The organism is Neisseria iguanae (genome assembly GCF_003013245.1).
In the GTDB taxonomy this organism is placed as follows: domain Bacteria; phylum Pseudomonadota; class Gammaproteobacteria; order Burkholderiales; family Neisseriaceae; genus Neisseria; species Neisseria iguanae.
Window position 1 is genome coordinate 24478 of record NZ_PXYY01000010.1, and the last position, 24260, is coordinate 48737.

The window sequence follows — 24260 nt, forward strand, 5'->3', positions numbered from 1 at the left end:
CAACTTAATCAAACCCCATCACTCGCCACCCAATACTTCACGCAAGGCATTCGGGTTTTTCAATACATTTTCGGCCTGAACCAAGCAATCGGCGGTGATTTCGCTGATGTTTTGGCAGCTGGTTAAGGTCATGGCGACGCGCATTTCTTTTTCAAACAGGTTAAGCAGGTTGGCGACACCGGCTTCACCGTCGGTAGCGAGTGCGTAGATAAAGGCGCGGCCGATCATGGTGCAGTCGGCGCCGAGGGCAATCATGCGCACGACATCCAAGCCGTTTCGGATGCCGGAATCGGCGAGGATTTTGATGTCGCCTTTTACGGCATCGGCAATGGCGGGCATGGCGCGGGCAGATGACAATACGCCGTCAAGCTGGCGGCCGCCGTGGTTAGATACGACAATGCCGTCGGCACCGAATCTCACCGCATCGCGCGCGTCGTCTGGGTCGAGAATGCCTTTAATAATCATAGGGCCTTCCCAGAAATCGCGAATCCATTGCAAATCTTTCCACGAAATCGACGGGTCGAAATTTGCGCCCAGATAGCCTATGTAGTCTTCCAAGCCGACGGCTTTGCCCATGTATTTGGAGATGTTGCCCAAATCGTGCGGTTTGCCGTGAATGCCAACATCGTATGCCCATTGCGGGTGCAATACGGCTTGCAGGTAGCGGCGCATGGCGGCATTGGGGCCGCTCATGCCGGAATGGGCATCACGGTAGCGGGCGCCGGGAGTCGGCATATCGACGGTAAACACCAGCGTCGAACAGCCGGCGGCTTTGGCACGTTCTAACGCGTTGGTCATAAAGCCGCGGTCTTTCAATACATAAAGCTGGAACCACATCGGCCGCCGAATCTGCGGCACCACTTCTTCAATCGGGCACACGGATACGGTGGACAAGGTAAACGGAATACCTTTTTTATCGGCGGCACGCGCAGCCTGCACTTCGCCGCGGCGGGCATACATGCCGGTCAGGCCGACAGGCGACAGGGCAACAGGCATGGAAAGTTTCTCACCAAACAATTCAATGCTCAAATCCAACTCGGACATATCGCGTAGTACACGTTGGCGCAGAGCAATATCGGCCAAGTCGGACATATTGCGCTCCAGCGTGCGCTCGGCATAAGCACCGCCATCGATATAGTGGAACAAAAACGGCGGCAATCGGCGGCGTGCGCCTTCGCGGTAATCACTTGCGGATGAAATAATCATAAATCGGCTCCGAAAAACAGGGTTAAATACGTTTGATTTCGAGTTTTATTTAAATTTGAAAGCCATTGTAATCGTTTTTGAACGAAATTTCATCCGCTCACACGCATTTTATGCGAAATAAGCAAAAAAACGATTAGGAAAATGTGTGAAAGTTTTTGATTTAATAGGATAAAAGGCTGTCCGAATATTTATGGAAAAATGATGAATCAAAGATAAAACGTTTCAGACGGCCCGGGCGGGATGTAGAAAATCCCAGCGTTGTGTACACTTTTTGTTTTTTGTCTGAACACCCTTTTGGAATTGTCGGGTGTTATCAAGAATGCTGCCGCCACCGCTTCTGCCTTACGGTTTGAAAGCATTTGCGCCCGCTGATGATTATTGGCAGGCATTCGGCCAACCGATTTTGCCACCGTTGATTCCGGCCAATCCGCATCCGGCGGATGATAAAGGGTTTGTGCTGGTGTATCTGCCGTTTGAAAATTTGGGGCAGGTTCAAACTTGGCTTCGCAGCGCACCACAACAGCGTTTTCGGGTTTATGCAGCTGTGGATAAAATGGTTTCAGACGGCCTGATCAAGGTGCATCCCTTTTCACGCACCGCCTTTCCGCGCAACATAACCGAATGCAGCAGTGTCATTACGAATGCCGGTTTCGGCTTGTGCAGCGAAGTAATAGCTTCGGGAAAAAAAACTACTGGTTCGTCCGCTGGATAATCATATAACGCCAAAGCCTTGCAAAAAACGGCAGCGGCCGATATTAAAGCATCATTCCGATCCGGCCACCTTCCATAACCGGCTGCAACGCCCGAATCCCGCACCGATACACTTTCCCGATACTGCTGCGGCAGTAGCCGGTTAGCTAGCAAACGGTTGTACCAAACCTGTGGATAAAATGGTGGAAAACATGTGGGTGCATGGTTGATGATTTAGACCGTCCGAACAATGGGCTTGCTTTTCGGACGGGCTTTTCCCATTCAATTTGAGCAATTATTCTGTATAATGCAACCACCATCTTGAAACAAAGGAACGTACCATGTTAACACCCGAGCAAGTCAAAGCCATGATTGAGGCCGTGGCCAAATGCGAACACGTTGAGGTGGAAGGCGACGGCCACCACTTTTTCGCCGTGATTGTGTCGTCCGAATTTGAAGGCAAAGCCCGCTTGGCGCGCCACCGCCTGATTAAAGACGGCTTGAAAGAAAAATTGGAAAGTAACGAACTACACGCGCTGTCGATTTCGGTTGCCGCCACCCCGACAGAGTGGGCTCAGAAGCAATCTTGATTGAACAGCATAATCAATACCGCCTGATAAAGTCAATCTGATTTCCAGTATGATACGGATCGACCGCCCGTCAATTTTATTATATTTATATATTTCTTATATATCTATTTCCAAAAAAATCATGGATTTCGGTATACTAATATCCAAAAATCTTAAAAAACTGTATTACAACCAACGGTGGCTTTTTGTATTTTAAGAAGATTTATATAGTGCTATTTAGCTCAATCAGGACAACAGAAATCTCAGAATCGTTATTCCCGCGCAGGCGGGAATAACGATTCTGAGATTTCAGACGGCATCAAATTTGTTTGTCGTCATGATTAAAAATTAGCGCCGGTTAAACCCGTTAAAAAACAGCAGCTTTATTGATGGCTGCTGTTTTATCAAAACGGCCGGAACCAACTGCCGTTTAACTTTTAGGTTCGTAATTTTTACTAATAATTTCATCAAGTTTTTCTTTTTTTCCGTTTATTAAAACCGTTTTTTCCGAGTCAGAAAACCATTATGCTGGATTATATACGTTTGAGGCAGTTACCTTATTGACGCTCCATCTGAAACCTTGACCGCTGAAAACAGTATCATCCGCATTGCTTTCATTGTCATACACCATATTGAAAATCTTGCCATTCACTTTCAGTGCGGCTGAGGCCGGGGCAGTAGCTTTTCCCCTTTTATAGCGGACGGATACTTGTTTGCCGACCTGGCATTTAGTACGTGATCCAATTGGTATGGGAATCCTCAGTCTTCGCACCATTCGCTGCCGCCGTTTTGCTGCCGGAACCCACTATTGAAATCGTAACGGCATACTGACGTAACCTATTGTTTTTTCTAGCTCCATTTCGGGTTTGTAAAATACGTACCTCATAATGGCCTGTAAAAGGAAGAACTTGGTCAGATGCTGTTAGAAATTCACTATCTGAATTTTTTCCCAAATAACGTACGGATACGGCAATGTTCGGATTGCTTTTATCCAAACTGATATTCAGAACTTGTCCTTTTTGTGCATGGAACCGGTAACTGTGAAACTGATAACCTTTAATATTTCCTTTATATATGGCAGATGTCGTACCCGGATTGAAACGCACATTAACGGTTTTCACAGGTTTATCGCTACTTGCACTGGCTGCCAACGGAGCAGCACTTAATGTTATTGATAAAGCTAATAATGTACGAAATACACGCATTAACATCATTAACCTCCTTATTTCAACTAATTTAAAGGTAATATAGTACATTTATATCGGGGAAATCAGGGAGAAAAATCATAAAATTACAATAAGATTCTGAATATTAATAGTAAACAGACACCAAAGCTCCGGCAAGATTGCTGCGCGGAATGCAGATATACGAGGTTTACCGCCAATTTAACCCTGCAGGTACTGAGACCCCGCCGGGCAAAGACAAAGATATCCGTCGGGGTAAGATCGGGTTAAGAAAGACAGCCAATCCAAATTCGGCTCTACACAACCCGTACTGACAACCAAGGTTATATCAAACCGCACATCAATTCTTTCAATGCCGGATAATGTTGGGGTTCGGTCCAACCTGCCTGTTCTTTTCAGCGGCTCTTCTTAATAGCAAAAAATAGATTTACTGTCTGCCCCGGATGTCTTCAATCCCAGCCGCCACCGCATCGGCAAACTGCGCAGTGGCGGTGTCGCAAGTGTGCAGATACAACGCCGGTTCGATCACTTCCAATTCATTCAGCAGGAAGGTATCGCCGATGATGGTGCCGTCAACGCGGGCGTACAGCGGCATTTGCGGCAGGGTACGCAACACGGTTTCGGCGGCCTGCACCACAAAATCAGGCGGATTCGCGGGCAGGATGGCGACACCGTAAGCGGAATTGGCGCGCCATTCGCCTTGCGGCGGCTGGCGGCGCACGGCGTGACTGAAGCTGCCGTTGAAACATACCAGCGAAGTTTCGCCTGCCTGCTCGATCTCGCGGACATACGGCTGCACCATCAGGCCGTCTGAAACGTTCATATCCGCCCATTCCGCGCCCAAAGATTCGCCTATACGGATTTTGCACACGCCTTTGCCGCTCTGACCGATAGCAGGTTTTACCACCGCTTCAGGCCATTGTTTGGCCGATAAAATCTGTTGCAGAGCCTGGTTGTGTGCCTCGCTAAACCGTCCGTCACAAGGTAGAAATTCAGTCGGAATCACATGGATGCCCTGAGCGGCCAAATCGGTAAGATAGCGTTTGTTCATGTTCCAGCGCATCAGTTCGGGCGGATTGAGAAAATGCTGTCCATTACCGAGAACGGCATGTGTCCATGCGGCAAACGCGGCAGGTTGGTCGGCATAATCCCATGCGCATAAAGGCAGGACAAACGGGGTACGCGGCTCGTTTTGCCAAGGGGCAAACTGCGTGGCAATGCCGCGTTGCCGCAGGGCATGTGCCAAGGGGATTAAATCCGGTGGCGGCTCGGTATAGCGGCGGCAAGTGGTTAAAGTAAGCATAGTTTGTCTTTTTAATGGTTTGTTGCCGTAAAATCACTAGGGCGTGTCCTCATTTTATCATGTGCCATCTTTCCGGCATAAAACCCGTCTGCTGCATTAAAAATGTGCGCAAGGTATCCAGCCTTGCCACGCCGGCCGGTTTTACCGGCGCGGCGTGTAAAATGAGTATCGCCTTGCATACGCGCTTTTCTGCTCGAAAATCGGCGATGCAGACAAAATGAGGATACGCCCTAAAAAACAGTACCGCGTTGGTCTGCCTTGCCGTACGGCCTGCGTCAGGCTGCCTTGTACCGGTTCTTATCGGTTCTACTATTGCCGGGCATCAATAAGGCAGGAAATCCCGCCTTATTTTATTTCACTTGTTCCAAATATTTTTTCAGGCGGCCTTTGTTTTGCATGGCGCGTTTTTCCATTTCCTCCACTGCCGCTTGCGCTTGGGCTTTGTTAACGGCTTTGCCGGCTTGAATCACACCACTCATGTTCATCAGGCGGTGTGGCGGGCAGGTGTAAACATACACGCCTTCTTTGGTCAGTTTTAGGGTAAATTCTTTATCTTCTTCCGACAAAAAGCCTTCCACGCCTTCAGGCACGGCTTTACTCTGCACCCAATGGCCTTTGTGGGTCGGCTTGAAGGTGACGGTGTCGCCGACCGCGGCTTTGACAAAGCCCGGCTCAAACACCATGCCGCCCTCGGCACCGTTGTTGAGCATTTTCACTTCGTAGTTGGCGGCAAACGCGCTGACGGAAGCGGTCAGCAGCAAAGCAAACAGGGATTTTTTCATTTCAGTTTCCTTATCGTTGATTCAAACACATTAAGCGGTAAACGTTTGATTTTTTTCAGACGTCCTATTCCGTAAAGGACGAATCACCGGCGCGCCGAAACGATCGTAAAGCAATTCGACATCGACTTGATACAGCGCGCTGATTAATTCCGGCTGCAACACGTCTTTCGGTGCGCCCTCGGCATGGACTTTGCCGCCGCCAATCAGCACAATGCCGTCTGAAAATTGGGCGGCCAAACTCAAATCGTGCAACACCATCAGCGTGGTCAGACCATTGGCGTGGGTGTAGTCGGCCACGCGCTCGAGCAGGTTGATTTGGTGGTGCATATCCAGTGCGGAGACAGGTTCGTCGAGCAACAGGATTTCCGGCCGGCGCATCATCACTTGGGCAAACATCACCAATTGCCGCTGGCCGCCGCTCAAGTTCATTACGTCATGGTGCGCCAAATGGGCAATGCCGAGCGATTCCATAATACCCGCCGCTTCGTGCAGCATTTCGTCGCCCACATACAGCCCCAAGCCGTCCATGCGGCCGAGCAGCACCACTTCCAAGGCGGTCAGCGCGGCTTCGGTAAAGGTGTTTTGCGGCATGTAGCCTATGCGTTTGCGCCAGCTTTGCAGGTTGGTTTTGCTCAAATGCTCGTCTTTGTAGCGAATGCTGCCTTGATGCGCCACTTCGCCAAACAGGGTTTTCAAAAGCGACGATTTGCCCGTGCCGTTGGGGCCGAGGATGGTGTAAACTTTGCCCGGCCCGAAGCCGAGATTGATTTGGTCGGCCACTACAAAATTGCCGCGGCGGATGTATACGTTTTCAAGTCGGATCATTTCAGACGGCCTTAAGCAAAGGGGGTGGCAAACCAGTTTTTAATGCGCTGCCACAAGGATGCTTCAACGACAGGTTCGGGCTTGGCAGGGGCAGTATCAGCAGCGGCTTGGTTTTTGCAGTCTTCCAAACCATCGCAGCCCAAGCGGATAAAGAACGTGCCTTGTGGCTCGACCGCAGATATTTGTGGTGGAATCCGCGGTAAGTTTCTTCCGGATTCACGTCGGCAAAGGCTTCGGGATACAGCGCTTTGGCGATAAATTGGGCAGAAGCCAAATCTGACAGCGAACGCGAAGCGGTATGGTAAATGCCGAATACGCGGCTGTTTTTAACGGCAGGAATGTCTGACCAACCGGCGCGTTCGGTAAAAACTGCCAGACGTTTTTGCGCTTCATCGGCGGCAATGTCAATGCCCATTGCCATAGAAGTTTGCTGCTTCAGGCCGACTTCGGTGCCGGAAATAATCACCACATCGGGTTTGGCAGTGAAAAACTGCTCCGGGTTAATCGGCCCCCAATCTTTGATAAACGGCGCGGCAATATTGTCGCCGCCCACCGTGTCGGCAATCGCACCTCTCATGTTTTTGCCGAAAGTAAAGCTGTGTTCGGCAGGGCCTTTATCACCGAACTCGATGTAGATTTTCGGCTTAGGCTTGCCCGCTTCGGCCACGCATTTTTGAATGTCGGCCATGCCTTGTGCGTATTCGTCAGCAGCTTGTTTGGCACGCTCGGACGTGCCGGCGATTTCACCGAAAAGCTTGGCGCTGGCGGTATGGCGTTCGACCGTTTGCGCATTGAAATCGACCACTACTACCGGAATACCTGCTTTTTCAAAACGCGGCATTTCTTCTTTCAGCGTGTCATACTGCCAATCGGCCAACACTACCACACCGGGCTTCACCGCCAAGGTTTTTTCAAACGAAAAGGTACCGGTGTTCACATTGCCGATGTCGCCGGTATTTTGCAGCGAAGGAATTTTGGCGCTGTATAGCGACCAACTGCCGGGGTTGAATTTTTCCCAAAATTCGCGCGAAATACCGACCACGTTTTCAAACTTATCGGCACCAGTCACAGCAATATAATCAGGATAATAAAAGCCCAGTACCACGCGTTTGGCAGGCACATCGACGTGCAATTTACGCCCGCGCACATCGGTGAGCGTCTTCTCTTCGGCTTGCACGGCGAATGCGGCAAGGCAGAACACGGCCGCGGCTAAAATACGGCAAACTGGTTTCATTGATTTATCTCTCTATCAAACAGTTTCAGACGGCCTGATGCCATAGAACGCCGTCTGAAAAATATCATCGTTTGGTTAACACGATCCAAAAGAAAAACGGCACGCCGACAAACGAGGTCACAATCCCCACCGGGAACAGCGCACCGGGAACAATCACTTTCGACAACACGCTTGCTACCGACAAAAACGCCGCGCCCGCCAGCATAGAGCCGGGCAGGAAAAAGCGTTGGTCTTCGCCGAGCAGAATGCGTGCCACATGCGGCGCCACCAAGCCGATAAAGCCGATTACGCCGACAAAACTGATCGCGGTGGCAGTCATTACCGCCACCAATACCAAAGTTTGAATACGCAGGCGTTGCAGGTTGATGCCCAAACCGGCGGCGCGTTCTTCACCCAAACGCAGGGCGGTGAGTTTCCACACGTCTTTGGCCAGCAAGCTCACACACACAGCGGTTACGACGGTGGTCACGATGACCGTTTCCCACGTTGCCTTGGTCAGACTGCCGAACAGCCAAAACAAAATCTGCTGCGAAATTTCCGGCGCAGCGATAAACTGAATCAGCGACAAAACCGACTGAAACAAAAACAATAAGGCAATCCCCACCAACACCAGCATGGCGGAATTGAAGCGGCGGACAGACGCAAAAGCAAACAAAACCCCCGCCGCCAGCATGGTCATCACAAACGCACCAATCGGCACGGCAAACGCATGCGGCAAACCGAAGCCGCCAAAGGCAATCACCAGCGACGCACCCAAACCGGCCGCTGCTGCCAAGCCCAGCGTATACGGACTGGCCATCGGGTTATTCAGCAACGTTTGGATTTCCGCTCCGCCCACACCTAAAGCCGCGCCGACCACCAAGGCCATCACCGCCATCGGCAGACGCAAATCGTACACAATCACCTTGCTCATTTCATGCACGCCCTGCATGTTCAGCAGCGATTTCACCACTTCGTTCACCGGCAGCATGGAAGGGCCGGTAGCAATGTCGAACACGAAGCCGATGAGGCTGACAACCAAAAAAGAACAAACAACCAACCAGCGTTTTCGCTCGAGGGCGCGCTGGTTTTTGACAATATCGGCGGCGGTAAGGGGCATCATAAAATGTTTAAAAGAGAGATAAAGTAAGAAACCGTTTTTTCAGACGGCCTTAAGGTAAAACCGCCTGAAAAAACGGACTCTGTCCACCACATGTCAAATCATCAGGCCGTCTGAAGAGCGATACGGCGGCAGCTTGCACACTACCCGCCGTATCCTCAAATTGTCCGTTTTATTTCGGATAAATATAGAACGTACCGTGCGGCACTACCGGCAGGTTTTGACGGTAGAAATCCAGATAGGTTTTTTCAGGATTCAAGTCTTTAAAGAGCTGCGGATAAATCGCTTTGGCCATAAACTGAATCGATGCGCCGTCTGAAAGCGTGCGCGAGTTGGCGTGGTAGGCACCGTAAACGCGGTTGTTTTCCACCGCCGGCAGATTGCGCCAGCCCGGGCGTTTGGTGAAACCGACCAAGCGGCGTTCGGCGTCGGCTTTGTTGATGCCCCAGCCCAACACCATCGCTTGCGGGTTTTTCTTCACTTCCGTTTCGCGGCCGGTAATCACAATCACATCAGGCTTGGCGGCCAACACCAATTCCGGATTAATCGGGCCGTAATATTCCACCGCTTTGGCGGCGATGTTGTCACCGCCTACCAAAGTAATCATCGAACCCCACATGCTCTTGCCGAAAGTAAAGCTGTGTTCGGCAGGACCTTTGTTGCCGAATTCGGTGTACACCTTAGGCTTCGGCAAACCGGCTTTTTTCACGCGGCTTTGAATGGTATCGACAATGCGCTTGTAATCGGCAGCGAGCTTGGCGGCTTTTTGCGGCTGGCCGGTCAGCGTGCCGATGATGTGGGTCGACTTGATGTGTTTGTCAACAGTTTGAGCATTGTAATCCAACACCACCACCGGAATACCGGCTTTATTGATGCGGTCCAAATCCGAACCCAAAGCCTGATACTGCCAATCCGCTAACACCAGCAAATCCGGTTTCAAAGCCAATACTTTTTCAATCGAAAAAGTGCCGACTTCCACCTCACCCACGTCGGTAAGCCGGTTCAACTTCGGCACGGCTTTGCTGAACGCAGCCCAGCTTGGCGGAGCCCAATCCGACCACACGGCTTTGGAAAAACCGACCACATTATTCAGCGCGTTTTTACCGCCGATGGCCATATAATCCTGATAATAAAAGCCCAATACCACGCGTTTCGCCGGTAAGTCTACAGTCACTTTACGGTCGGCCACGTCGGTAATCTGAACCGGTTTGGCATAAGCGGACACCGTACCCAGCGACAAAGCCACGGCCACGGCAAGGGAAGACAGGTGCACAAGTTTCATCGGACATTCCTTTTGACTAATTAATAAAAATGATTTCTGTTTCATTAAAATATACGGAAAAAAAAATGATAAATCAAGTGAAGAAGTGATGAAAAGGCCGTCTGAAAAGTTTGCGGTATATCTGATAATTACCTGTTGCATAGGTGAAAAGCTTGGTTAATCAACTTTAACCATGCAACGATACACGCCACCATCAGGCTTTTATCTATGAATGATGGTTTGGAATGGACTGAGATTTTTGCAAAACCCAATTTGAGAAAGAAACCTATTCCCGTCATTCCCACCTGCGCTGGAATGGCGGATTACAGGTTTCTGAAAATTTGCTCGTTTTGCAAAGGTCCCGCACTGTGTATATGCAAACTCATTTACTATAATGAAAAAAGAAGCAAATACCGTGAATGCAAATAAAACAAAGACCGTCTGAAAAGTTTCAGACGGCCTTCACCACACAGTCAATACAGGCATTTATTTTAACAAAATCAAGCCTTTTTGACAAACTCGGACTTCAGGTTCATCGCACCGAAGCCATCGATTTTGCAACCAATATTGTGGCTGCCTTCCTGCAAACGAATACCTTTTACCTTCGTGCCCTGCTTAATCACCGACGAGCTGCCCTTCACTTTCAAATCCTTAACCAGCACCACAGTATCGCCGTCGGCCAATACCGCGCCGTTGGCATCTTTGACTTCCAACGCCTCTTCAGCAACCGCTTCACCTGCATACCATTCGTGGGCGCATTCTGGGCAGACCAGCATTTCGCCGTCTTCGTAAGTATATTCGGATTGACATTGCGGACAAGATGGGAGCGACATGGCGGTTCCTTATAAATGTTTTTTGAATACGCGGATTATAAAGGAAAAGGCCGTCTGAAAAAATCTTTCAGACGGCCTTTGATGATGCAAGCATTTAAATTATCTTGGAAACATAGCCAAATATGGCCGAGCTACGCCCTATTATTTTGATATTTCTATTAAACAAACATTTGAAAATTTCATAAGTTTAGGAAAGGCTAATTTCTTATTTTTCCAAACAGATAACCACCGAATGCAATTAAGAAGCATTACATTAATTGAAGAGCTTTTAGGGACAAACTCGCCATCCGGTGATTTAGGCGGACTCAAGCCATCTTGTAAAATTACCAGCCAACCAAATAATTTACTGAACACAATGGCCACCACCGGTAACACTATCTCAAAAAAATATGCCTATTTTCCTCTTCCTTTACTTTGCTCAATAATGGATCATCAACCCTTTACTTTTTTAATGCTGGCAACTTTGCAGTTTTTGTAACTAATTTTTGAACCAGGACTCAAGATCAAAACATTTGAGTTGTGATAGCTACCTAACGTAAGAGATGAACCGCCAATTGTCCAAGTATTTTCATCACCGAAAGAAAAAGAATCAGTAGCGACATCTGAATGTTGCCAATTGATGGGTAAAAAACGATTTTTACCACCTAAACGAGCTTGAGCATAGGTTGGATATTTTTGTTTATCAAATCCATATGTCACGCCTACACGACCACCTATACTACAATTATAGGTTACTTGTCTGACTTTGGTAGTGATTTCACGGGCTTCATCAGGCTGTATCATTTCAGCAGATGCTACGCTTGAGAATAACATACCAAGTACAAATAATGGAGCAACAAATTGAACTGTTTTCATAACAACTCCTTAAAATAAGGTAAAACGAAAAATGATTCGGTTATCAAACAATCCTATGTTTCTCAGTAAGATTGCTTTATCTTGGCTTGCATTATATAAGCAATATAAGAAGAAAATCAAACTTAGTACTGCATAACGGTAAAGCATTATTGCTGATTTGGTGTTTGTGTTAACACAAACACTATTTTGAAATAATTTCTTACATTTATTAAGACAACATATGATTATCAAATAAGTTATCAGTATACTTTTATTTACACTTGTACTTTAATTATCATTAAATAAATCATTGAAAGTAATCCATACCGTCCCACCCAAATGGTAAAATTAAGCCAAATTTCATCCTTTTATGACTTTATATTGGTAACTATCATGAAAATTACCGTTATTGACTGCCCTTTTTCTCTTTCTGCATTATTGCTGAAAAATAAAATACACGAATAAAGTACATAGAAAAATAATTCCATTATGGCAGTAATGATAAGCCCGCCAAATAGAACTTGTCACCAATATGGACTTCATTGCTGCCAAGAATGGGGAAAGATAAGCGAAAATTACAATATCAGGTTGTAAAAATTTTTGATATTTTTTCTTCTATATGGGCATGTGGATTTTATTTTAATTATTCCAGGCACATTAAAAATAACCGAAGCCATATAACTCATTTTCTCCATGCACGAATAACATAAAAATGTCGGTCATATGACCGACATTTTTCCTTGCAGAAAACCTCAGCCGACTTTATCACCCGGCTGTGCCCCTGCATCAACGTCCAACAGTTTCAACTTGCCGTCAGCCGTGGCCGCGCTCAGAATCATGCCTTCGGATACGCCGAATTTGGCCATTTTGCGCGGGGCGAAGTTGGCAACGGCAATCACCATACGGCCGTTTAGTTCGGCCGGATTCGGGTAGGAAGCGGCGATGCCGGAGAAAATCACGCGTTTTTCAAAGCCGAAATCAAGGTCGAATTTTAACAGTTTGGTGCTGCCTTCCACTGCTTCGCAGTTCAATACTTTGGCCACGCGCATGTCGATTTTCATAAAGTCGTCAAAGCCGGCTTGCCCGGCCACAGGGACGAATTTGCCGGCTTCAGCCGGAACGGCTGCGGCCTGAATGCTTTGTTTGTTGGCTTCGATTAAATTATCCACTTGTTTTTGCTCCACGCGTTGCATTAAATGTTCGTATTTGTTGATGGCGTGCCCGCCCAAAGTTTGGCGGGTATGTTCCCATGTAATCTCAGGCAGATTGAGGAACTTGGCGGCTTGTTCGGCTACTTTCGGCAATACCGGCGCAAGGTAGGCAGTCAGCATGGTAAAGGCATTAATCAGCTCGCTGCACACTTCGTGCAAACGCGCATCCCGTCCTTCCTGTTTGGCCAATTCCCACGGTTTGTTGGCATCAACGTATTCGTTCACGATATCCGCCAGCGCCATAATGTCGCGCAGGGCTTTGGCATATTCACGGTTTTCGTAACACCCGGCGATGTTTTCGCTCCCGGCGGCGAGTTTGGCCAGCAATGCGCTGCCTGCAACATCTTTCAGACGGCCTTCAAAACGCTTGGCGATAAAGCCGCTGGCGCGGGCGGCGATGTTGACGTATTTGCCGACCAAATCGCTGTTGACGCGGCTGATGAAGTCGTTCAAATTCAAATCGATGTCTTCGATTTTGCTGTTGAGTTTAGCGGCGATGTAGTAGCGCATCCATTCCGGATTCAGGCCTTGATCCAAATAGGATTTGGCGGTGATAAACGTGCCGCGCGATTTCGACATTTTTTGGCCGTCAACGGTTAAAAAGCCGTGGGCGAAAATGCCGCTCGGAGTACGGTAGCCGGAGAATTTCAGCATCGCTGTCCAAAACAAGGCATGAAAATACAGTATGTCTTTGCCGATAAAGTGATACATCTCGGTTTGGCTGTCAGCTTTGAAAAATTCATCAAAATCCAAGCCGGTGCGGTCACAAAGATTTTTGAACGATGCCATGTAACCCACCGGCGCATCCAGCCACACATAGAAATATTTGCCTGGCGCATCGGGGATTTCAAAGCCGAAATAAGGTGCGTCGCGGGAAATATCCCAATCCGACAACGATGTTTCTCCGTCTCCGCCCAACCATTCTTTCATTTTGTTCAAGGCTTCGGGCTGCAAATGCGGTTTGCCCAAAGCATTGTTGCCAGACGTCCATTCCTGCAGAAAATCGGCACATTCGCCCAATTTGAAGAAGAAATGCTCGGATTCTTTCAACACCGGCGCGGCACCGGATACGGCGGAATACGGGTTAATCAGCTCGGTTGGGGCATAAGTGGTACCGCAGGACTCGCAGTTGTCGCCGTATTGGTCTTTGGTATGGCATTTCGGGCATTCGCCTTTCACAAAGCGGTCGGGCAGGAACATTTGTTTTTCAGGGTCGAAAAGCTGCTCGATGACGCGGCTTTCGATTTTGCCGTTGGCTTTCAGGGCGCGGTATATTTTTTCTGAAAACGCTTTGTTTTCAGGTGAATGGGTGCTGTAATAGTTGTCGTAGCCGATGCTGAAGCCGGTAAAGTCGGCCAAATGCGCTTCGCGCACTCCGGCAATCATGTCTTCCGGCTGCAAACCTTGCTTTTGCGCCGCCAGCATCACCGGGGTGCCGTGAGTATCGTCGGCGCAGCAGTAGTAGCATTCGTGGCCGCGCAATTTTTGAAAGCGCACCCAAATGTCGGTTTGGATGTGTTCGACCATGTGGCCCAGATGGATGCTGCCGTTGGCATACGGCAGGGCGGAAGTCACTAGAATTTTTCGTGTCATGGTTTATGCTTTGGAAACAATCAAATAAAGATGGGGGATTATACCGTAAAAGGCCGTCTGAGCATTACCGCAGGTTCAATTTAAACCGGCATGGCCTTGCCTTGTGCTGATTTAATTGGAATCCATGATTCATTCCATGTCTTTTCAGACGGCCTTGATGCGGGTTATGGTGAGATAACGGCCCAACACAGGCTGTCACGCGCGCCGAGGCCGGCATGGATATCTTGTCTCGCTTGCCCGGATTGCCAAACGGCTACCCCACCTGCCCTGCCCGATGGTGGAGAAAACGGGAGCGTATTTGCGGGTGCAGAGATTCTGCCGGCAGGAGGTGGCAGGGAACGGGGCGTCCTGCGTGGCCGTCGGTGTCCGGTGTTGGCAGGCAGTTAGGAAAAGCAGGGGGAAATAAAACCGGTAAAATTTCCATCACGCCATCCTTTCCGTCACATCAATAATGTTTAGCTCCATAAAAGGCCGTCTGAAATAGATACCATCGGATATGCTTACCCGGATAACGGCATGGAATATCGGGGCAATGCGGCACATCCGTTTGCGGCTGCCTGTGTGCAAAACAATAGCGGTCAAAAGTTTACCCGTATTGCCGGACCGCAAACCAACAGTGAAGCAGAGCAGGTTATCCGTACTTTAATGGAAATGTGGCATGATAAGTTTCCGTTTAAGGATTCGGGACACCGGCAACGGAATTATGCCGTTTTTGTGAATTTTTATCATCCGGTTAAGCCGAATAAGGGGTTGAAAGTTGATACGCCTTTTGAGATTTTACAGACTTATTTTTCTCAATCTGTTGTATAAACAACGCGGCTGTTTCTTATACTTGATTTTATTTGCCGATACAGAAACGCGAGAAAATCACGCCCAGCAAATCATCGGCGGTAAATTCACCGGTGATTTCGCTGCACGCCACTTGTGCCAAGCGCAGATGTTCGGCCAAGAGTTCGATTTGGTCGTTACCGCACAATGCCGCGTTTTCCAGCTCGACTTCGGCGGCGTGCAATGCGGTGAGGTGGCGGCTGCGGGCGAGAAACAGGCTCTCGCTTTCTCCCTGCCAGCCGATTTCCTGCAACAGCGCCTGTTTGAGCAAATCCAAACCTTGGCCGGTTTTGGCGGAAAGTCTGATTAAAGTGTCGGCACCCGTTTGCGTGAGGCCGTCTGAAACTTTTTCCACCGTATCGCCGGTCAAATCGGTTTTGTTGTGGATTTCGATTTTTTTCAAACCGTCGGGCAGGCCGTTGAGAATGGCTTGGGTTTTGGCATTGATGCCTTCGCGCGGATCGATCAGAATCAGCGCGACATCGGCTTCCTGAACGGCTTTTTGGCTGCGCTGGATGCCGATTTGCTCGACCACGTCATCGGTATCGCGCAAACCGGCAGTGTCGATGATGTGTACGGGTACGCCGTCGAGGGTAATCTGCTCGCGCACGGTGTCGCGGGTGGTGCCTGCGATGTCGGTGACAATCGCCACATCATCGCCCGCCAAGGCGTTGAGCAGGCTGGATTTGCCGACATTGGGCGCACCGACCAACACCACGTTCATGCCTTCGCGCAAAATCGCACCCTGCTCGGCACTGGCCAACACGGTTTTCAGACGGCTTTGCAAATTCTGCAACTTGCCGCGTGCGTCGGCGGCTTTAAGAAAATCAATGTCTTCTTCGGGAAAATCCAGCGTGGCTTCAACCAGCATTCTGAGCGTAACCAAGTCATCGACCAGCGCGTGAATGTGCTGTGAAAAAGCGCCTTTGAGCGAGCGCAATGCCATGCGGGCGGCGGCTTTGCTCGAAGCATCAATCAAATCGGCCACGCTCTCGGCTTGCGCCAAATCGAGTTTGTTGTTAAGAAAGGCGCGTTTGGTGAATTCGCCCGGCTCGGCAGCTTTGGCACCGAGTGAGAAACAACGCTGCAACAGCATATCCATTACCACCGGTCCGCCGTGGCCTTGCAATTCGATAACATCTTCGCCGGTAAAACTGGCGGGCGCGGCGAAGTAGAGCATCAGGCCGTTGTCGATGGTTTGGCCGTCGGCATCGAGAAAATCAGTGTACAAAGCCGCGCGCGGCTTGGGTGTTTTACCTCCGCTCAATGCCTGCGCCAAAGGCAGCAAATCTTTGCCGGACAAGCGGATTACGCCGACGCCGCCGCGGCCGGGCGCGGTGGCAATGGCAGCTATGGTGGGATTGGGTGCGGACATGGCCGTCTCTTTTCGGATAAATAAGCAAGATTATAGCAAATGCCGTCTGAAAAGGGTTTCAGACGGCATTTGCTATAAGGTAAACTGTTTGCCGGCAGATACTGATTGGGAAAAGTTCCGAATCAGTATTCAGACGGCCTCAAGCCTTTATCAGCGTTTTTTCTTCGCCGGTTTGGCTTTGTCCGCCGCGGCCAGACGCATGGCAACGAATTCAACCATCAGGTCTTTTTTATTCCAGAAGAAATCCTTCATCTTTTCCAACGGATAGATTTTGCGTACCATCATCGGCAGGCCTTCGTGGATAATCGCGGCCACTTCACCGTTGGTGGTTGGGTTGTCCATGACGGTTTTCAGGTCGGTTTGATTGGCGGCCAGATAATCGTTGAGGCGTTTTTTTACGCCGCTGTTGATTTCGAATTGTTTCATGTCTTTATTTTTCCGTAAGCGTGGGGGAATTATCCGCATCTGCATAATCGCATGGTATATCTTTGCCATTTTAGCAAAATCTGCTGAAAAATGGTATGCGGCAAACCGAAAATAACGGTTGGGGCGGGAATTTCGTCCCATAAAATTGTCGGTTATGCGTTTTGTCAGCAAAAAATGGTGCGGATTTTGGCGGCAGATGTGGATTTAAGGCTACAATAATGTTTATCTGATAAGAAGACTGTCTGAAAAATGTATTTATGGTTAAAACTGGCGCATATTTTCTTTGTGATTTCCTGGTTTGCCGGACTGTTTTACCTGCCGCGCATTTATGTGAATCTGGCGCAGGTCAATCCGCAAACCGAATCCGCCGAATATACGCGGCTGTTGGGCATGGCGCAGCGGCTGTATAAATTTATGTCACCGCTGGGGATTTTGGCCGTAATTTGCGGCTTTGTGATTCCGTTTGTCACCGGCTGGTGGTCTATGGGCTGGGTACACGGCAAAGCAGCCTTGGGTATTTTGCTCATCGGCTACCAACACATCTGCCGCGCACACCTCCACCGCTTCGAACAACACGCCTGCCGCCACTCGCATAAGTTTTACCGCGTGTTTAACGAAGTGCCGGTATTGCTGATGATTGGCGCGCTGTATCTTGTTGTGTTCAAACCTTTTTGAAAGGCCGTCTGAAATATGTCTGTTGAAATCGAACGCCGTTTCTTATTGAAAAACGATGATTGGCGGCACACCGCATCCGCGCCGCAAATGCTGCAGCAAGGCTATTTGAGTGTGGAAAAAGAGCGTACCATCCGCGTGCGCATTATCAATCATCAAGCGTGGCTGACGCTGAAGGGCTATATTTCCGATATGAGCCGCAGCGAATTTGAATATGAAATTCCGCTGGAACACGCGCAAACGATGATGGCGGCGATGTGCCCGTTCAAGATGGAAAAACGCCGTTACCGCGTCGAATTTGAAGGTTTTGTCTACGAAATCGACGAATATTCCGGCGACAACGCGCCGCTGGTTGTGGCGGAAATCGAATTGCCGTCTGAAGATGCCGCATTTGCCCGCCCCGACTGGCTGGGCAACGAAATCACGTCCGACGGCAAATTCACCAATGCCTATCTGAGCAAACACCCTTACGCCACTTGGGCGCGTTAATTGCGCCTGCTGCCTGTCCTGTCGTTACTCTGCGCCCTATCCGCGTCGCCGCCGGACCGCATATCCGCCGCTATGTCCATCCTGTTAAGCGCGGCGGATATGGTTAACATCACGCGCTATTGCCATTCTGAAGAAGCAGGCGCGTTTTTATTTCACCCGCACGGCAATGAATAGATTGCGCTCGAAATTGCGCTCGAAGCGGTACGCTGCTATCCCGCGTGCCTGATTGCGTTGGAACACTGCGGTATGCGACAGATTTGGTTTCAAAGCGGCGAATCGCATGCCGATATTCAATCCGTACCGCATTGACACACCGGACGGCTGCGATGCCACGCTTTCAGATTCAGACGGCCGACATCTCCGTCATTCCCGCACAGGCGGGATGACGGTTTACAGATTGACGGTACCGCTCTTTTCTGCAAAGGTACCGGCTATTGCGCACCCACCACCACAATATGCAAATCGCTGAATTTCACCCGGCGCTGCCATGCGTCTTTGATTTGCGCGGTCGTGAGCCGTCCGACTGCTTTCGGGTAATCTTCCAAATAGCTGCTTTCCAAATTATGCACACCGATCAAACTCAAATAGTCCAGCAGTTTGGCATTGGAATCGAAGCGCAGCGGAAAACTGCCGATGATGTTGGCTTTAGCCTGTTCCAACTCGGCTTCGGTCGGCCCTTCGGCAATGAACTGTTCCACCACCGCACGCACATCGGCCAAAGATGCGCGGGTATTTTTCTTTTGCGTCGAATAGCCAATGCGGAACACACCGGCTTCGGTCAGCGGTACCAAGCTGCTGTATACGCCGTAGGTATAGCCTTTTTGGTCACGCAGGCGCTTCATCAGGCGGCTGTCGAAGCCGCCGCCGCCCAAAATATAATTGCCTGCCACCAGCGCGTAATAATCCGGATCGTGGCGTTTAATCAGCGGCATACCCAGAATAATTTGCGCCTGTTCGCCGGCAAACGGAATGTCGCGGCGTTGGGCGGTTTGCTTGTCCACCGGCGCAATGCTGCTGTCCGCGCGGCTTTTTTGCGGCAATCCTTTCAATGCGGTTTGCACCATTTTTTCTGCCTGACGGCGGCTGACATCACCGACAATCGCCACCACCGCATTGTTTTTGCCGTAGTGCGTGCGGTGGAAGGCGCGGATGTCGTCAAGCGTCACGGCTTTAAGGCTGTCAACCGTCACATAAGCATCTTTACCGTAGGGGTGGCTCGGATAAGCAAGCTTGGTAAACGCGCGTCCGGCAGTAAAATCGGGCGCGGTTTCCTGCTGCTGCAAGGCGGTCACGGCCTGCTTTTGGCGGCGGGCAAATACGGCAGGGTCAAAGCGCGGCGCGGTTAAGGATTCGTTGACCAAAGCCACGGTTTGCTTCAGATTCTTAGCTTTGCTCAAGCTGCGGAAACTGATGGTGGCGGTTTCATGCCCGCTGTCGCTGCCGATGTTGGCGGCGATGTCGTTGGCTTTTTCGTTAAATGCTTCTTCGTCCAGCGTTTTCGTGCCGTCAGTCAACAATGCGGCAGTAAATTCGGCCACTTGGCTTTTGCCCTGCGGATTGAACACACTACCTGCGCCTTTGAAGCTGATTTTCATATCGACAATCGGGTTTTCACGCCGCTCGACCAACAGAATCTGGGTGCCTTCCGATGTCGTCCAGCGCTGGATGTCCACCGCCGCTTGGGTGGTCAACGGCAAGGCAGCAAGCGCCAGTATAAAGGTTTTGAAATGCATGTTAAAACTTTCTGTTGGAGCCGTCTGAATGTTTCAGACGGCCTTGATTATTTTGTAGATTGCGCCTGCGGTTTCACCACCACCACGCTCGAACGTTTGTCGGTCAAGAGTTTCGCGGCCGCCTGCACATCGGCAGCGGTCACTTTTTGCAGGCGGCGGCGGATTTCGGCTTCGTCGGTGTATTTAAAACCGCGCGTTTCCAAGCGTCCCATCAGCGAAGCCTGTGAAGTCATGGAATCGCGGGCGTAGATTTCGCTGCCGGCCATTCGGGTTTTGACGCGTTTGAGTTCGTCTTTATCTACGCCGTTGTCGGCAATATCTTGGATTTCGGCGCGTATGGCGGCCAACAAATCCTGTTCGCTCACGCCGCTGCCCGGTATAGCAACGATATTAAACAGCGGCATTTCGCGGCTTAAAATATCGTAGTTGGCGCCCACGCTCAAAGCAGTTTGCTTGCCACGCACCAGATTTTTATCCAAACGGCTCGATGAGTTGCCCGACAAAATATCGCTCAATACATCGAGCGCGTAAGGCAGGTTGTCGTTAAGCGTTTGCAGCGCAGGCACCCGATAAGACAAAGCCACCAAGGGCTGACGGGTCATGGCGGATGTGGTTTCGGCAAACACCGGCTCCCGTTCGGCCGGTTCGCTCAAATCGTTGCGCTGTGGTAGGTTTTTGGCGGGAATACTGCCGAATAATTTCGAGGCCGTCTGAATCGTTTGCCTGGCATCGACATCGCCGACAATCACCAGCGTAGCATTATTGGGGGCGTAAAATTGGCGGTACCAACCGCGCAAGTCGTCTGCTTTGAGGGTGTGTAAATCGTCCATATAGCCGATCACACTGGCGCGCATAGAAGGCTTGGTGAAACTGCTTAAAAAAACCTGCTCCCACATTTTGCCCGACGCGGTATCTTCGGTACGCTGGCGGCGCTCTTCACGAATCACACTCATTTCGTTGGTAAAGTCTTTGTCGCTGAAATTCAGATTTTGCATACGGTCGGCTTCAAGCTTCAACACTTCCGGCAGGTTGGCGGCGGAAATGTTCTCGTAATACACGGTTTCGCTGCGGTTGGTGTAGGCATTGTGTTTGCCGCCCAAGGCTGCCACGCGTTGGTGGAATTCGCCGGCCGGTACCGATGGCGTGCCTTTGAACATCATGTGTTCCAGCGCATGGCTCAAACCGCTTTTGCCGGGTTTTTCATCGACGCTGCCGACCTTATACCAAAGCTGCGATACCGCCACCGGCGCACGCTTGTCTTCTTTGACGATGACTTTCAGGCCGTTAGGCAGGGTTTGTGACAAGGTTTTCGCCCACACAGGCGCGGCAATGGCCAGCATAGCCAGCCAGACGGTTTTGCTTAACATGGTTTTCCTAATCTTTGCAATCAAACCAATCATAAAACATTTCAATCAAAATGATAAAGTGCGTTTGCACAGTTTCACAGTCTGGCTTTTCAGACGGCCCCAACCGGTTTTTGCGCGGATTGTCTGTTTGACGTCACACCTTTACCCGACTTCTTTGATGGCGGATAATTAGGTTGTGTTTTCATCCGTTTTTTTCCATTCTATACAAACAAAGGAAGCATCATGGCATTTTTGAAACTGACCGAACAAAACGTCAACGGCAAAACCGTCCTTATCCGCGCCGACATGAATGTACCGTTTAAAGACGGCCGAATCAGCGACGACACCCGCATCCGGGCTTCGCTCAAATCCATCCGCTACTGCTTGGACAACGGTGCGGCAGTAATTGTGATGACCCATCTCGGCCGTCCGACCGAAGGCGAATTTAAGCCGGAAGACGATGTTGCCCCTGTGGCCGCGCATTTGGGCAAACTCTTGGGCAAAGAAGTCAACGTGCTGAACGACTGGCGTGAAAACCCGCCTAAACTGCAAGCCGGTGAGATTGCCATGCTGCAAAACGTGCGCATCAACAAAGGCGAAAAGAAAAACGATTTAGAGCTGGGCAAAGCCTATGCCGCTTTGTGTGACGTATTCGTCAACGACGCATTCGGCACCGCCCACCGCGCCCAAGCCTCGACCGAAGCCGTGGCACAATCCGCACCGGTGGCCTGCGCAGGTATATTGATGACGGGCGAACTTGACGCTTTGGGCAAAGCCTTGAAAGAACCGGTGCGCCCGTTGGTGGCGATTGTCGCCGGCAGCAAAGTATCGACCAAACTCACCATTTTGGAATCACTGGCCGACAAAGTGGACCAGCTCATCGTGGGCGGCGGTATTGCCAACACCTTCCTGCTGGCTGAAGGCAAAGCCATCGGCAAATCGCTGGCTGAAGCCGACTTGGTGGAAGAATCAAAAAAAATCTTGGCCAAAATGGCGGCCAAAGGCGGCTCCGTACCTCTGCCGACCGATGTCGTGACCGCCAAAGAATTTGCCGAAAGCACAGCCGCCGAAACCAAACCGATCGGCGATGTGGCCGCAGACGACATGATTTTAGACGTAGGCCCGCAATCGGCTCAAGCCTTGGCCGAATTTTTGAAAAACGCCGGCACCATCGTGTGGAACGGCCCGGTCGGCGTGTTTGAATTCGACCGATTCGCCGGCGGCACCAAAGCCGTGGCTAAAGCCATCGCCGAGAGCCAAGCCTTCTCAATTGCCGGCGGCGGCGATACCTTGGCGGCAGTTGCCAAATTCGGCATTACCGGCCAAATCAGCTACATTTCCACCGGCGGCGGCGCGTTTTTGGAATTTTTGGAAGGTAAAGAATTACCGGCCGTTGCGGTGTTGGAGCAACGTGGAGCAATAAGATGATTTGACTGAGGATAAGTTGGGGCCGTCTGAACACTTTTTTAAACAGCGTTTCAGATGGCCTTATATATTGCACTCCGTTAAGGGAGTGTAAATCACAAACAAAAGCCCTTGACAAGTTCCGATTAACCGAATTTTCAAGGAATCTGAAATGTCAATTTGTTATTACATCATCACACCGCAACCGCGAACAAATCCGATTTCCTATATCTGTCGCGTATTCGTTGAAATAAACGATGTTCCGACTATTCAAGAAACTAGAAATTTCCCTGTTTTAAGCCCATACAGTCATCAATCTGCTTTTGACACCGCCGATTTATACGGCAAATTAACCGTATCCGCTTTGATGTCGGAGGTGCGAGCATGAACCGTTCGGCTTTTTTTATCCGCCAATCACAAATCCTGTTTCATCACCGACACAGTTTCGCCGTTATCCCAATGCCGGTCGGTTTTATGACACGGGCGGCAGATAAACCTACTGTACCAAAAGTTTGCCTATCTCCTGACTACGGTATTCGGGCAACACAAACACACCACCAGCCAAAGAAATGAGGACACTCCCCAATATCATGGCATTTGGAATGCTGCCGAACTTTTCAGGCGGCCTTGTGTCCGTTCACGGTGGTAAACGGCGCATCTTACTGTGTCTTTCGCCTGGTGTACGTGCTTTTTTGCTCGAAAATGTGTGACGCAAAAAAAATGAGGACACCTCCTAATATCATGGCGTTTGAAATGCTGCCGAACTTTTCAGACGGCTTTTCACGGCGCAAAATCATGCTATTTTAATGTGCACAGCTTGGGCAAGCGGGCCAATGGGTTCGGGCAATAAGGGAATGATGCGGCAGGCCATTGCTTTTCATTGTGATAATAATAATTTGATATGTAACAAATTCCAGCGTTGTTCGCGTTTTTGTTTTTTGCTTGAAGAGCCGTTTTAGGACTTTTACGGGTTGCCGGACAGGCCGAAAGATATGGCAAATCCGCCACTAAAAATAAAGGGGCTGACGCAGATTAACCCCAAACACCACACCATTCCCGCAGCATTTCAAGCTGCCCGGACGGTACGCCAAAGTTAAAGCGGAACCCGCATTCTTTCAAGGACAGCGGGAAAGGTTTACAGCCAACCCCATTGTATTTGCGCAAGACGCGCTTCGCCCGGTTCCAACAATTTCCAATACCGCCGATAGGGTTTTGACGGTCTGCAAAAAACTGTGAACGGTTGATGCGCTGATGCCTGAACCTGCCCCGCATCAAGCACGCCACAGCCCCTGTCACTACCGGTATAAACAATGCTGTCAGGTGTTGTTTGCTGTTTGATAACCGGAAATAAGGCATCCTTTCC

At 50.0% G+C, this 24260-nt stretch carries 22 protein-coding genes and 3 pseudogenes; 7 read left to right on the forward strand and 18 right to left on the reverse strand.

All coding sequences use genetic code 11. From position 1 onward, the window contains the following. Positions 1-18 precede the first annotated feature (18 nt). Entirely contained in the window at positions 19-1206 is a 1188-nt protein-coding gene (lldD, locus tag C7N83_RS02940) for an FMN-dependent L-lactate dehydrogenase LldD (protein ID WP_106740514.1), read from the reverse strand. 319 nt (positions 1207-1525) lie between these two features. Here lldD and C7N83_RS02945 point away from each other — a divergent pair, with 319 nt between their 5' ends. Both C7N83_RS02945 and C7N83_RS02950 read left to right on the forward strand, forming a co-directional pair. Next, positions 1526-1918 carry a glycosyltransferase family protein gene (locus C7N83_RS02945; protein WP_106740515.1) on the forward strand — a complete coding sequence of 131 codons (393 nt, stop codon included), beginning with the start codon at positions 1526-1528 and terminating at the stop codon, positions 1916-1918. Positions 1919-2237: 319 nt separating this feature from the next. Beyond that, entirely contained in the window at positions 2238-2486 is a 249-nt protein-coding gene (locus C7N83_RS02950; protein WP_106740517.1) for a BolA family protein, read from the forward strand. A gap of 502 nt (positions 2487-2988) precedes the next feature. Here the strand turns inward: C7N83_RS02950 and C7N83_RS16885 are convergent. The 11 genes and pseudogenes from C7N83_RS16885 to metG form a co-directional block, all read right to left on the reverse strand. Further along, complete coding sequence (locus C7N83_RS16885) at positions 2989-3240, reverse strand: ACP-like domain-containing protein (RefSeq protein WP_425437486.1); 252 nt, start codon at positions 3238-3240, stop codon at positions 2989-2991. Then, a complete protein-coding gene (locus tag C7N83_RS02955; protein WP_106740519.1) occupies positions 3194-3679 on the reverse strand; it encodes a hypothetical protein in 486 nt (161 codons plus the stop codon). The genes C7N83_RS16885 and C7N83_RS02955 overlap by 47 nt, the downstream gene beginning before the upstream one ends. A 397-nt stretch (positions 3680-4076) precedes the next feature. Next, the gene (locus C7N83_RS02960; RefSeq protein WP_106740520.1) at positions 4077-4952 is read right to left on the reverse strand and encodes an ATP-grasp domain-containing protein; all 876 of its coding nucleotides are present in this window, start codon (positions 4950-4952) and stop codon (positions 4077-4079) included. Between the two features lie 350 nt (positions 4953-5302). Beyond that, the gene (locus C7N83_RS02965) at positions 5303-5734 is read right to left on the reverse strand and encodes a plastocyanin/azurin family copper-binding protein (RefSeq protein WP_106740522.1); all 432 of its coding nucleotides are present in this window, start codon (positions 5732-5734) and stop codon (positions 5303-5305) included. Between the two features lie 30 nt (positions 5735-5764). Continuing rightward, a complete protein-coding gene (locus C7N83_RS02970; RefSeq protein ID WP_106740524.1) occupies positions 5765-6559 on the reverse strand; it encodes an ABC transporter ATP-binding protein in 795 nt (264 codons plus the stop codon). Positions 6560-6570: 11 nt separating this feature from the next. Continuing rightward, positions 6571-7793, reverse strand: a pseudogene (locus C7N83_RS02975) (ABC transporter substrate-binding protein). Between the two features lie 64 nt (positions 7794-7857). After that, positions 7858-8895: a FecCD family ABC transporter permease gene (locus C7N83_RS02980; RefSeq protein ID WP_106740526.1), complete on the reverse strand. Its 1038-nt coding sequence runs from the start codon at positions 8893-8895 to the stop codon at positions 7858-7860. Positions 8896-9064: 169 nt separating this feature from the next. Then, the gene (locus tag C7N83_RS02985; RefSeq protein WP_106740527.1) at positions 9065-10174 is read right to left on the reverse strand and encodes an ABC transporter substrate-binding protein; all 1110 of its coding nucleotides are present in this window, start codon (positions 10172-10174) and stop codon (positions 9065-9067) included. Between the two features lie 479 nt (positions 10175-10653). After that, positions 10654-10986, reverse strand: coding sequence for a zinc ribbon domain-containing protein YjdM (locus C7N83_RS02990; protein WP_106740529.1), 333 nt, complete (start codon positions 10984-10986; stop codon positions 10654-10656). A 432-nt stretch (positions 10987-11418) separates the two neighbouring features. Then, positions 11419-11841, reverse strand: a complete 423-nt coding sequence (locus C7N83_RS02995) for an ACP-like domain-containing protein (protein ID WP_211296563.1) — start codon at positions 11839-11841, stop codon at positions 11419-11421. 731 nt (positions 11842-12572) lie between these two features. Further along, on the reverse strand, positions 12573-14624 hold the full coding sequence (gene metG, locus C7N83_RS03000; protein WP_106740530.1) for a methionine--tRNA ligase: 2052 nt from the start codon (positions 14622-14624) through the stop codon (positions 12573-12575). 486 nt (positions 14625-15110) lie between these two features. Here metG and C7N83_RS15140 point away from each other — a divergent pair. Further along, positions 15111-15434: pseudogene (locus C7N83_RS15140) on the forward strand (IS481 family transposase); the annotation flags it as partial. Between the two features lie 28 nt (positions 15435-15462). Here the strand turns inward: C7N83_RS15140 and mnmE are convergent. Both mnmE and C7N83_RS03015 read right to left on the reverse strand, forming a co-directional pair. Then, entirely contained in the window at positions 15463-16827 is a 1365-nt protein-coding gene (gene mnmE, locus C7N83_RS03010; RefSeq protein WP_106740532.1) for a tRNA uridine-5-carboxymethylaminomethyl(34) synthesis GTPase MnmE, read from the reverse strand. Positions 16828-16977: 150 nt separating this feature from the next. Then, positions 16978-17253, reverse strand: a complete 276-nt coding sequence (locus tag C7N83_RS03015; protein ID WP_106740533.1) for a hypothetical protein — start codon at positions 17251-17253, stop codon at positions 16978-16980. A 249-nt stretch (positions 17254-17502) separates the two neighbouring features. Between C7N83_RS03015 and C7N83_RS03020 the strand changes: the two genes are divergently transcribed. Both C7N83_RS03020 and C7N83_RS03025 read left to right on the forward strand, forming a co-directional pair. Next, the gene (locus C7N83_RS03020; RefSeq protein ID WP_106740535.1) at positions 17503-17928 is read left to right on the forward strand and encodes a CopD family protein; all 426 of its coding nucleotides are present in this window, start codon (positions 17503-17505) and stop codon (positions 17926-17928) included. Positions 17929-17943: 15 nt separating this feature from the next. Then, entirely contained in the window at positions 17944-18414 is a 471-nt protein-coding gene (locus tag C7N83_RS03025; protein WP_106740537.1) for a CYTH domain-containing protein, read from the forward strand. 147 nt (positions 18415-18561) lie between these two features. On the opposite strand, the gene C7N83_RS16525 is transcribed toward C7N83_RS03025, so the two are convergent. From C7N83_RS16525 to C7N83_RS03040, 3 genes are all read right to left on the reverse strand, one after another. Then, entirely contained in the window at positions 18562-18696 is a 135-nt protein-coding gene (locus C7N83_RS16525) for a hypothetical protein (protein WP_281256728.1), read from the reverse strand. Between the two features lie 149 nt (positions 18697-18845). Beyond that, on the reverse strand, positions 18846-20147 hold the full coding sequence (locus tag C7N83_RS03035) for a M16 family metallopeptidase (protein ID WP_106740540.1): 1302 nt from the start codon (positions 20145-20147) through the stop codon (positions 18846-18848). A gap of 47 nt (positions 20148-20194) precedes the next feature. Beyond that, positions 20195-21514, reverse strand: coding sequence for a M16 family metallopeptidase (locus C7N83_RS03040; RefSeq protein WP_106740541.1), 1320 nt, complete (start codon positions 21512-21514; stop codon positions 20195-20197). Positions 21515-21736: 222 nt separating this feature from the next. Between C7N83_RS03040 and C7N83_RS03045 the strand changes: the two genes are divergently transcribed. Next, complete coding sequence (locus C7N83_RS03045; RefSeq protein ID WP_106740543.1) at positions 21737-22921, forward strand: phosphoglycerate kinase; 1185 nt, start codon at positions 21737-21739, stop codon at positions 22919-22921. 148 nt (positions 22922-23069) lie between these two features. After that, positions 23070-23285 carry a hypothetical protein gene (locus tag C7N83_RS14155; protein WP_146135081.1) on the forward strand — a complete coding sequence of 72 codons (216 nt, stop codon included), beginning with the start codon at positions 23070-23072 and terminating at the stop codon, positions 23283-23285. A 644-nt stretch (positions 23286-23929) separates the two neighbouring features. On the opposite strand, the pseudogene C7N83_RS14515 reads toward C7N83_RS14155, so the two are convergent. Then, a pseudogene (locus C7N83_RS14515) lies at positions 23930-24260 on the reverse strand (IS1595 family transposase); the annotation flags it as partial.

Coding starts and splice junctions, on each gene's coding strand:
- C7N83_RS02970 (WP_106740524.1), bottom strand. CDS start 6,559: ATGATCCGACTTGAAAACGTATACATCCGCCGCGGCAATTTTGTAGTG.
- C7N83_RS03015 (WP_106740533.1), bottom strand. CDS start 17,253: ATGAAACAATTCGAAATCAACAGCGGCGTAAAAAAACGCCTCAACGAT.
- C7N83_RS02945 (WP_106740515.1), top strand. CDS start 1,526: ATGCTGCCGCCACCGCTTCTGCCTTACGGTTTGAAAGCATTTGCGCCC.
- C7N83_RS16525 (WP_281256728.1), bottom strand. CDS start 18,696: ATGCGATTCGCCGCTTTGAAACCAAATCTGTCGCATACCGCAGTGTTC.
- C7N83_RS03020 (WP_106740535.1), top strand. CDS start 17,503: ATGTATTTATGGTTAAAACTGGCGCATATTTTCTTTGTGATTTCCTGG.
- C7N83_RS02965 (WP_106740522.1), bottom strand. CDS start 5,734: ATGAAAAAATCCCTGTTTGCTTTGCTGCTGACCGCTTCCGTCAGCGCG.
- lldD (WP_106740514.1), bottom strand. CDS start 1,206: ATGATTATTTCATCCGCAAGTGATTACCGCGAAGGCGCACGCCGCCGA.
- C7N83_RS02985 (WP_106740527.1), bottom strand. CDS start 10,174: ATGAAACTTGTGCACCTGTCTTCCCTTGCCGTGGCCGTGGCTTTGTCG.
- C7N83_RS02950 (WP_106740517.1), top strand. CDS start 2,238: ATGTTAACACCCGAGCAAGTCAAAGCCATGATTGAGGCCGTGGCCAAA.
- C7N83_RS02980 (WP_106740526.1), bottom strand. CDS start 8,895: ATGATGCCCCTTACCGCCGCCGATATTGTCAAAAACCAGCGCGCCCTC.
- C7N83_RS02955 (WP_106740519.1), bottom strand. CDS start 3,679: ATGATGTTAATGCGTGTATTTCGTACATTATTAGCTTTATCAATAACA.
- C7N83_RS03025 (WP_106740537.1), top strand. CDS start 17,944: ATGTCTGTTGAAATCGAACGCCGTTTCTTATTGAAAAACGATGATTGG.
- metG (WP_106740530.1), bottom strand. CDS start 14,624: ATGACACGAAAAATTCTAGTGACTTCCGCCCTGCCGTATGCCAACGGC.
- C7N83_RS03040 (WP_106740541.1), bottom strand. CDS start 21,514: ATGTTAAGCAAAACCGTCTGGCTGGCTATGCTGGCCATTGCCGCGCCT.
- C7N83_RS02960 (WP_106740520.1), bottom strand. CDS start 4,952: ATGCTTACTTTAACCACTTGCCGCCGCTATACCGAGCCGCCACCGGAT.
- C7N83_RS02995 (WP_211296563.1), bottom strand. CDS start 11,841: ATGAAAACAGTTCAATTTGTTGCTCCATTATTTGTACTTGGTATGTTA.
- C7N83_RS02990 (WP_106740529.1), bottom strand. CDS start 10,986: ATGTCGCTCCCATCTTGTCCGCAATGTCAATCCGAATATACTTACGAA.
- C7N83_RS16885 (WP_425437486.1), bottom strand. CDS start 3,240: ATGGTGCGAAGACTGAGGATTCCCATACCAATTGGATCACGTACTAAA.
- C7N83_RS03035 (WP_106740540.1), bottom strand. CDS start 20,147: ATGCATTTCAAAACCTTTATACTGGCGCTTGCTGCCTTGCCGTTGACC.
- C7N83_RS14155 (WP_146135081.1), top strand. CDS start 23,070: ATGTCAATTTGTTATTACATCATCACACCGCAACCGCGAACAAATCCG.
- C7N83_RS03045 (WP_106740543.1), top strand. CDS start 21,737: ATGGCATTTTTGAAACTGACCGAACAAAACGTCAACGGCAAAACCGTC.
- mnmE (WP_106740532.1), bottom strand. CDS start 16,827: ATGTCCGCACCCAATCCCACCATAGCTGCCATTGCCACCGCGCCCGGC.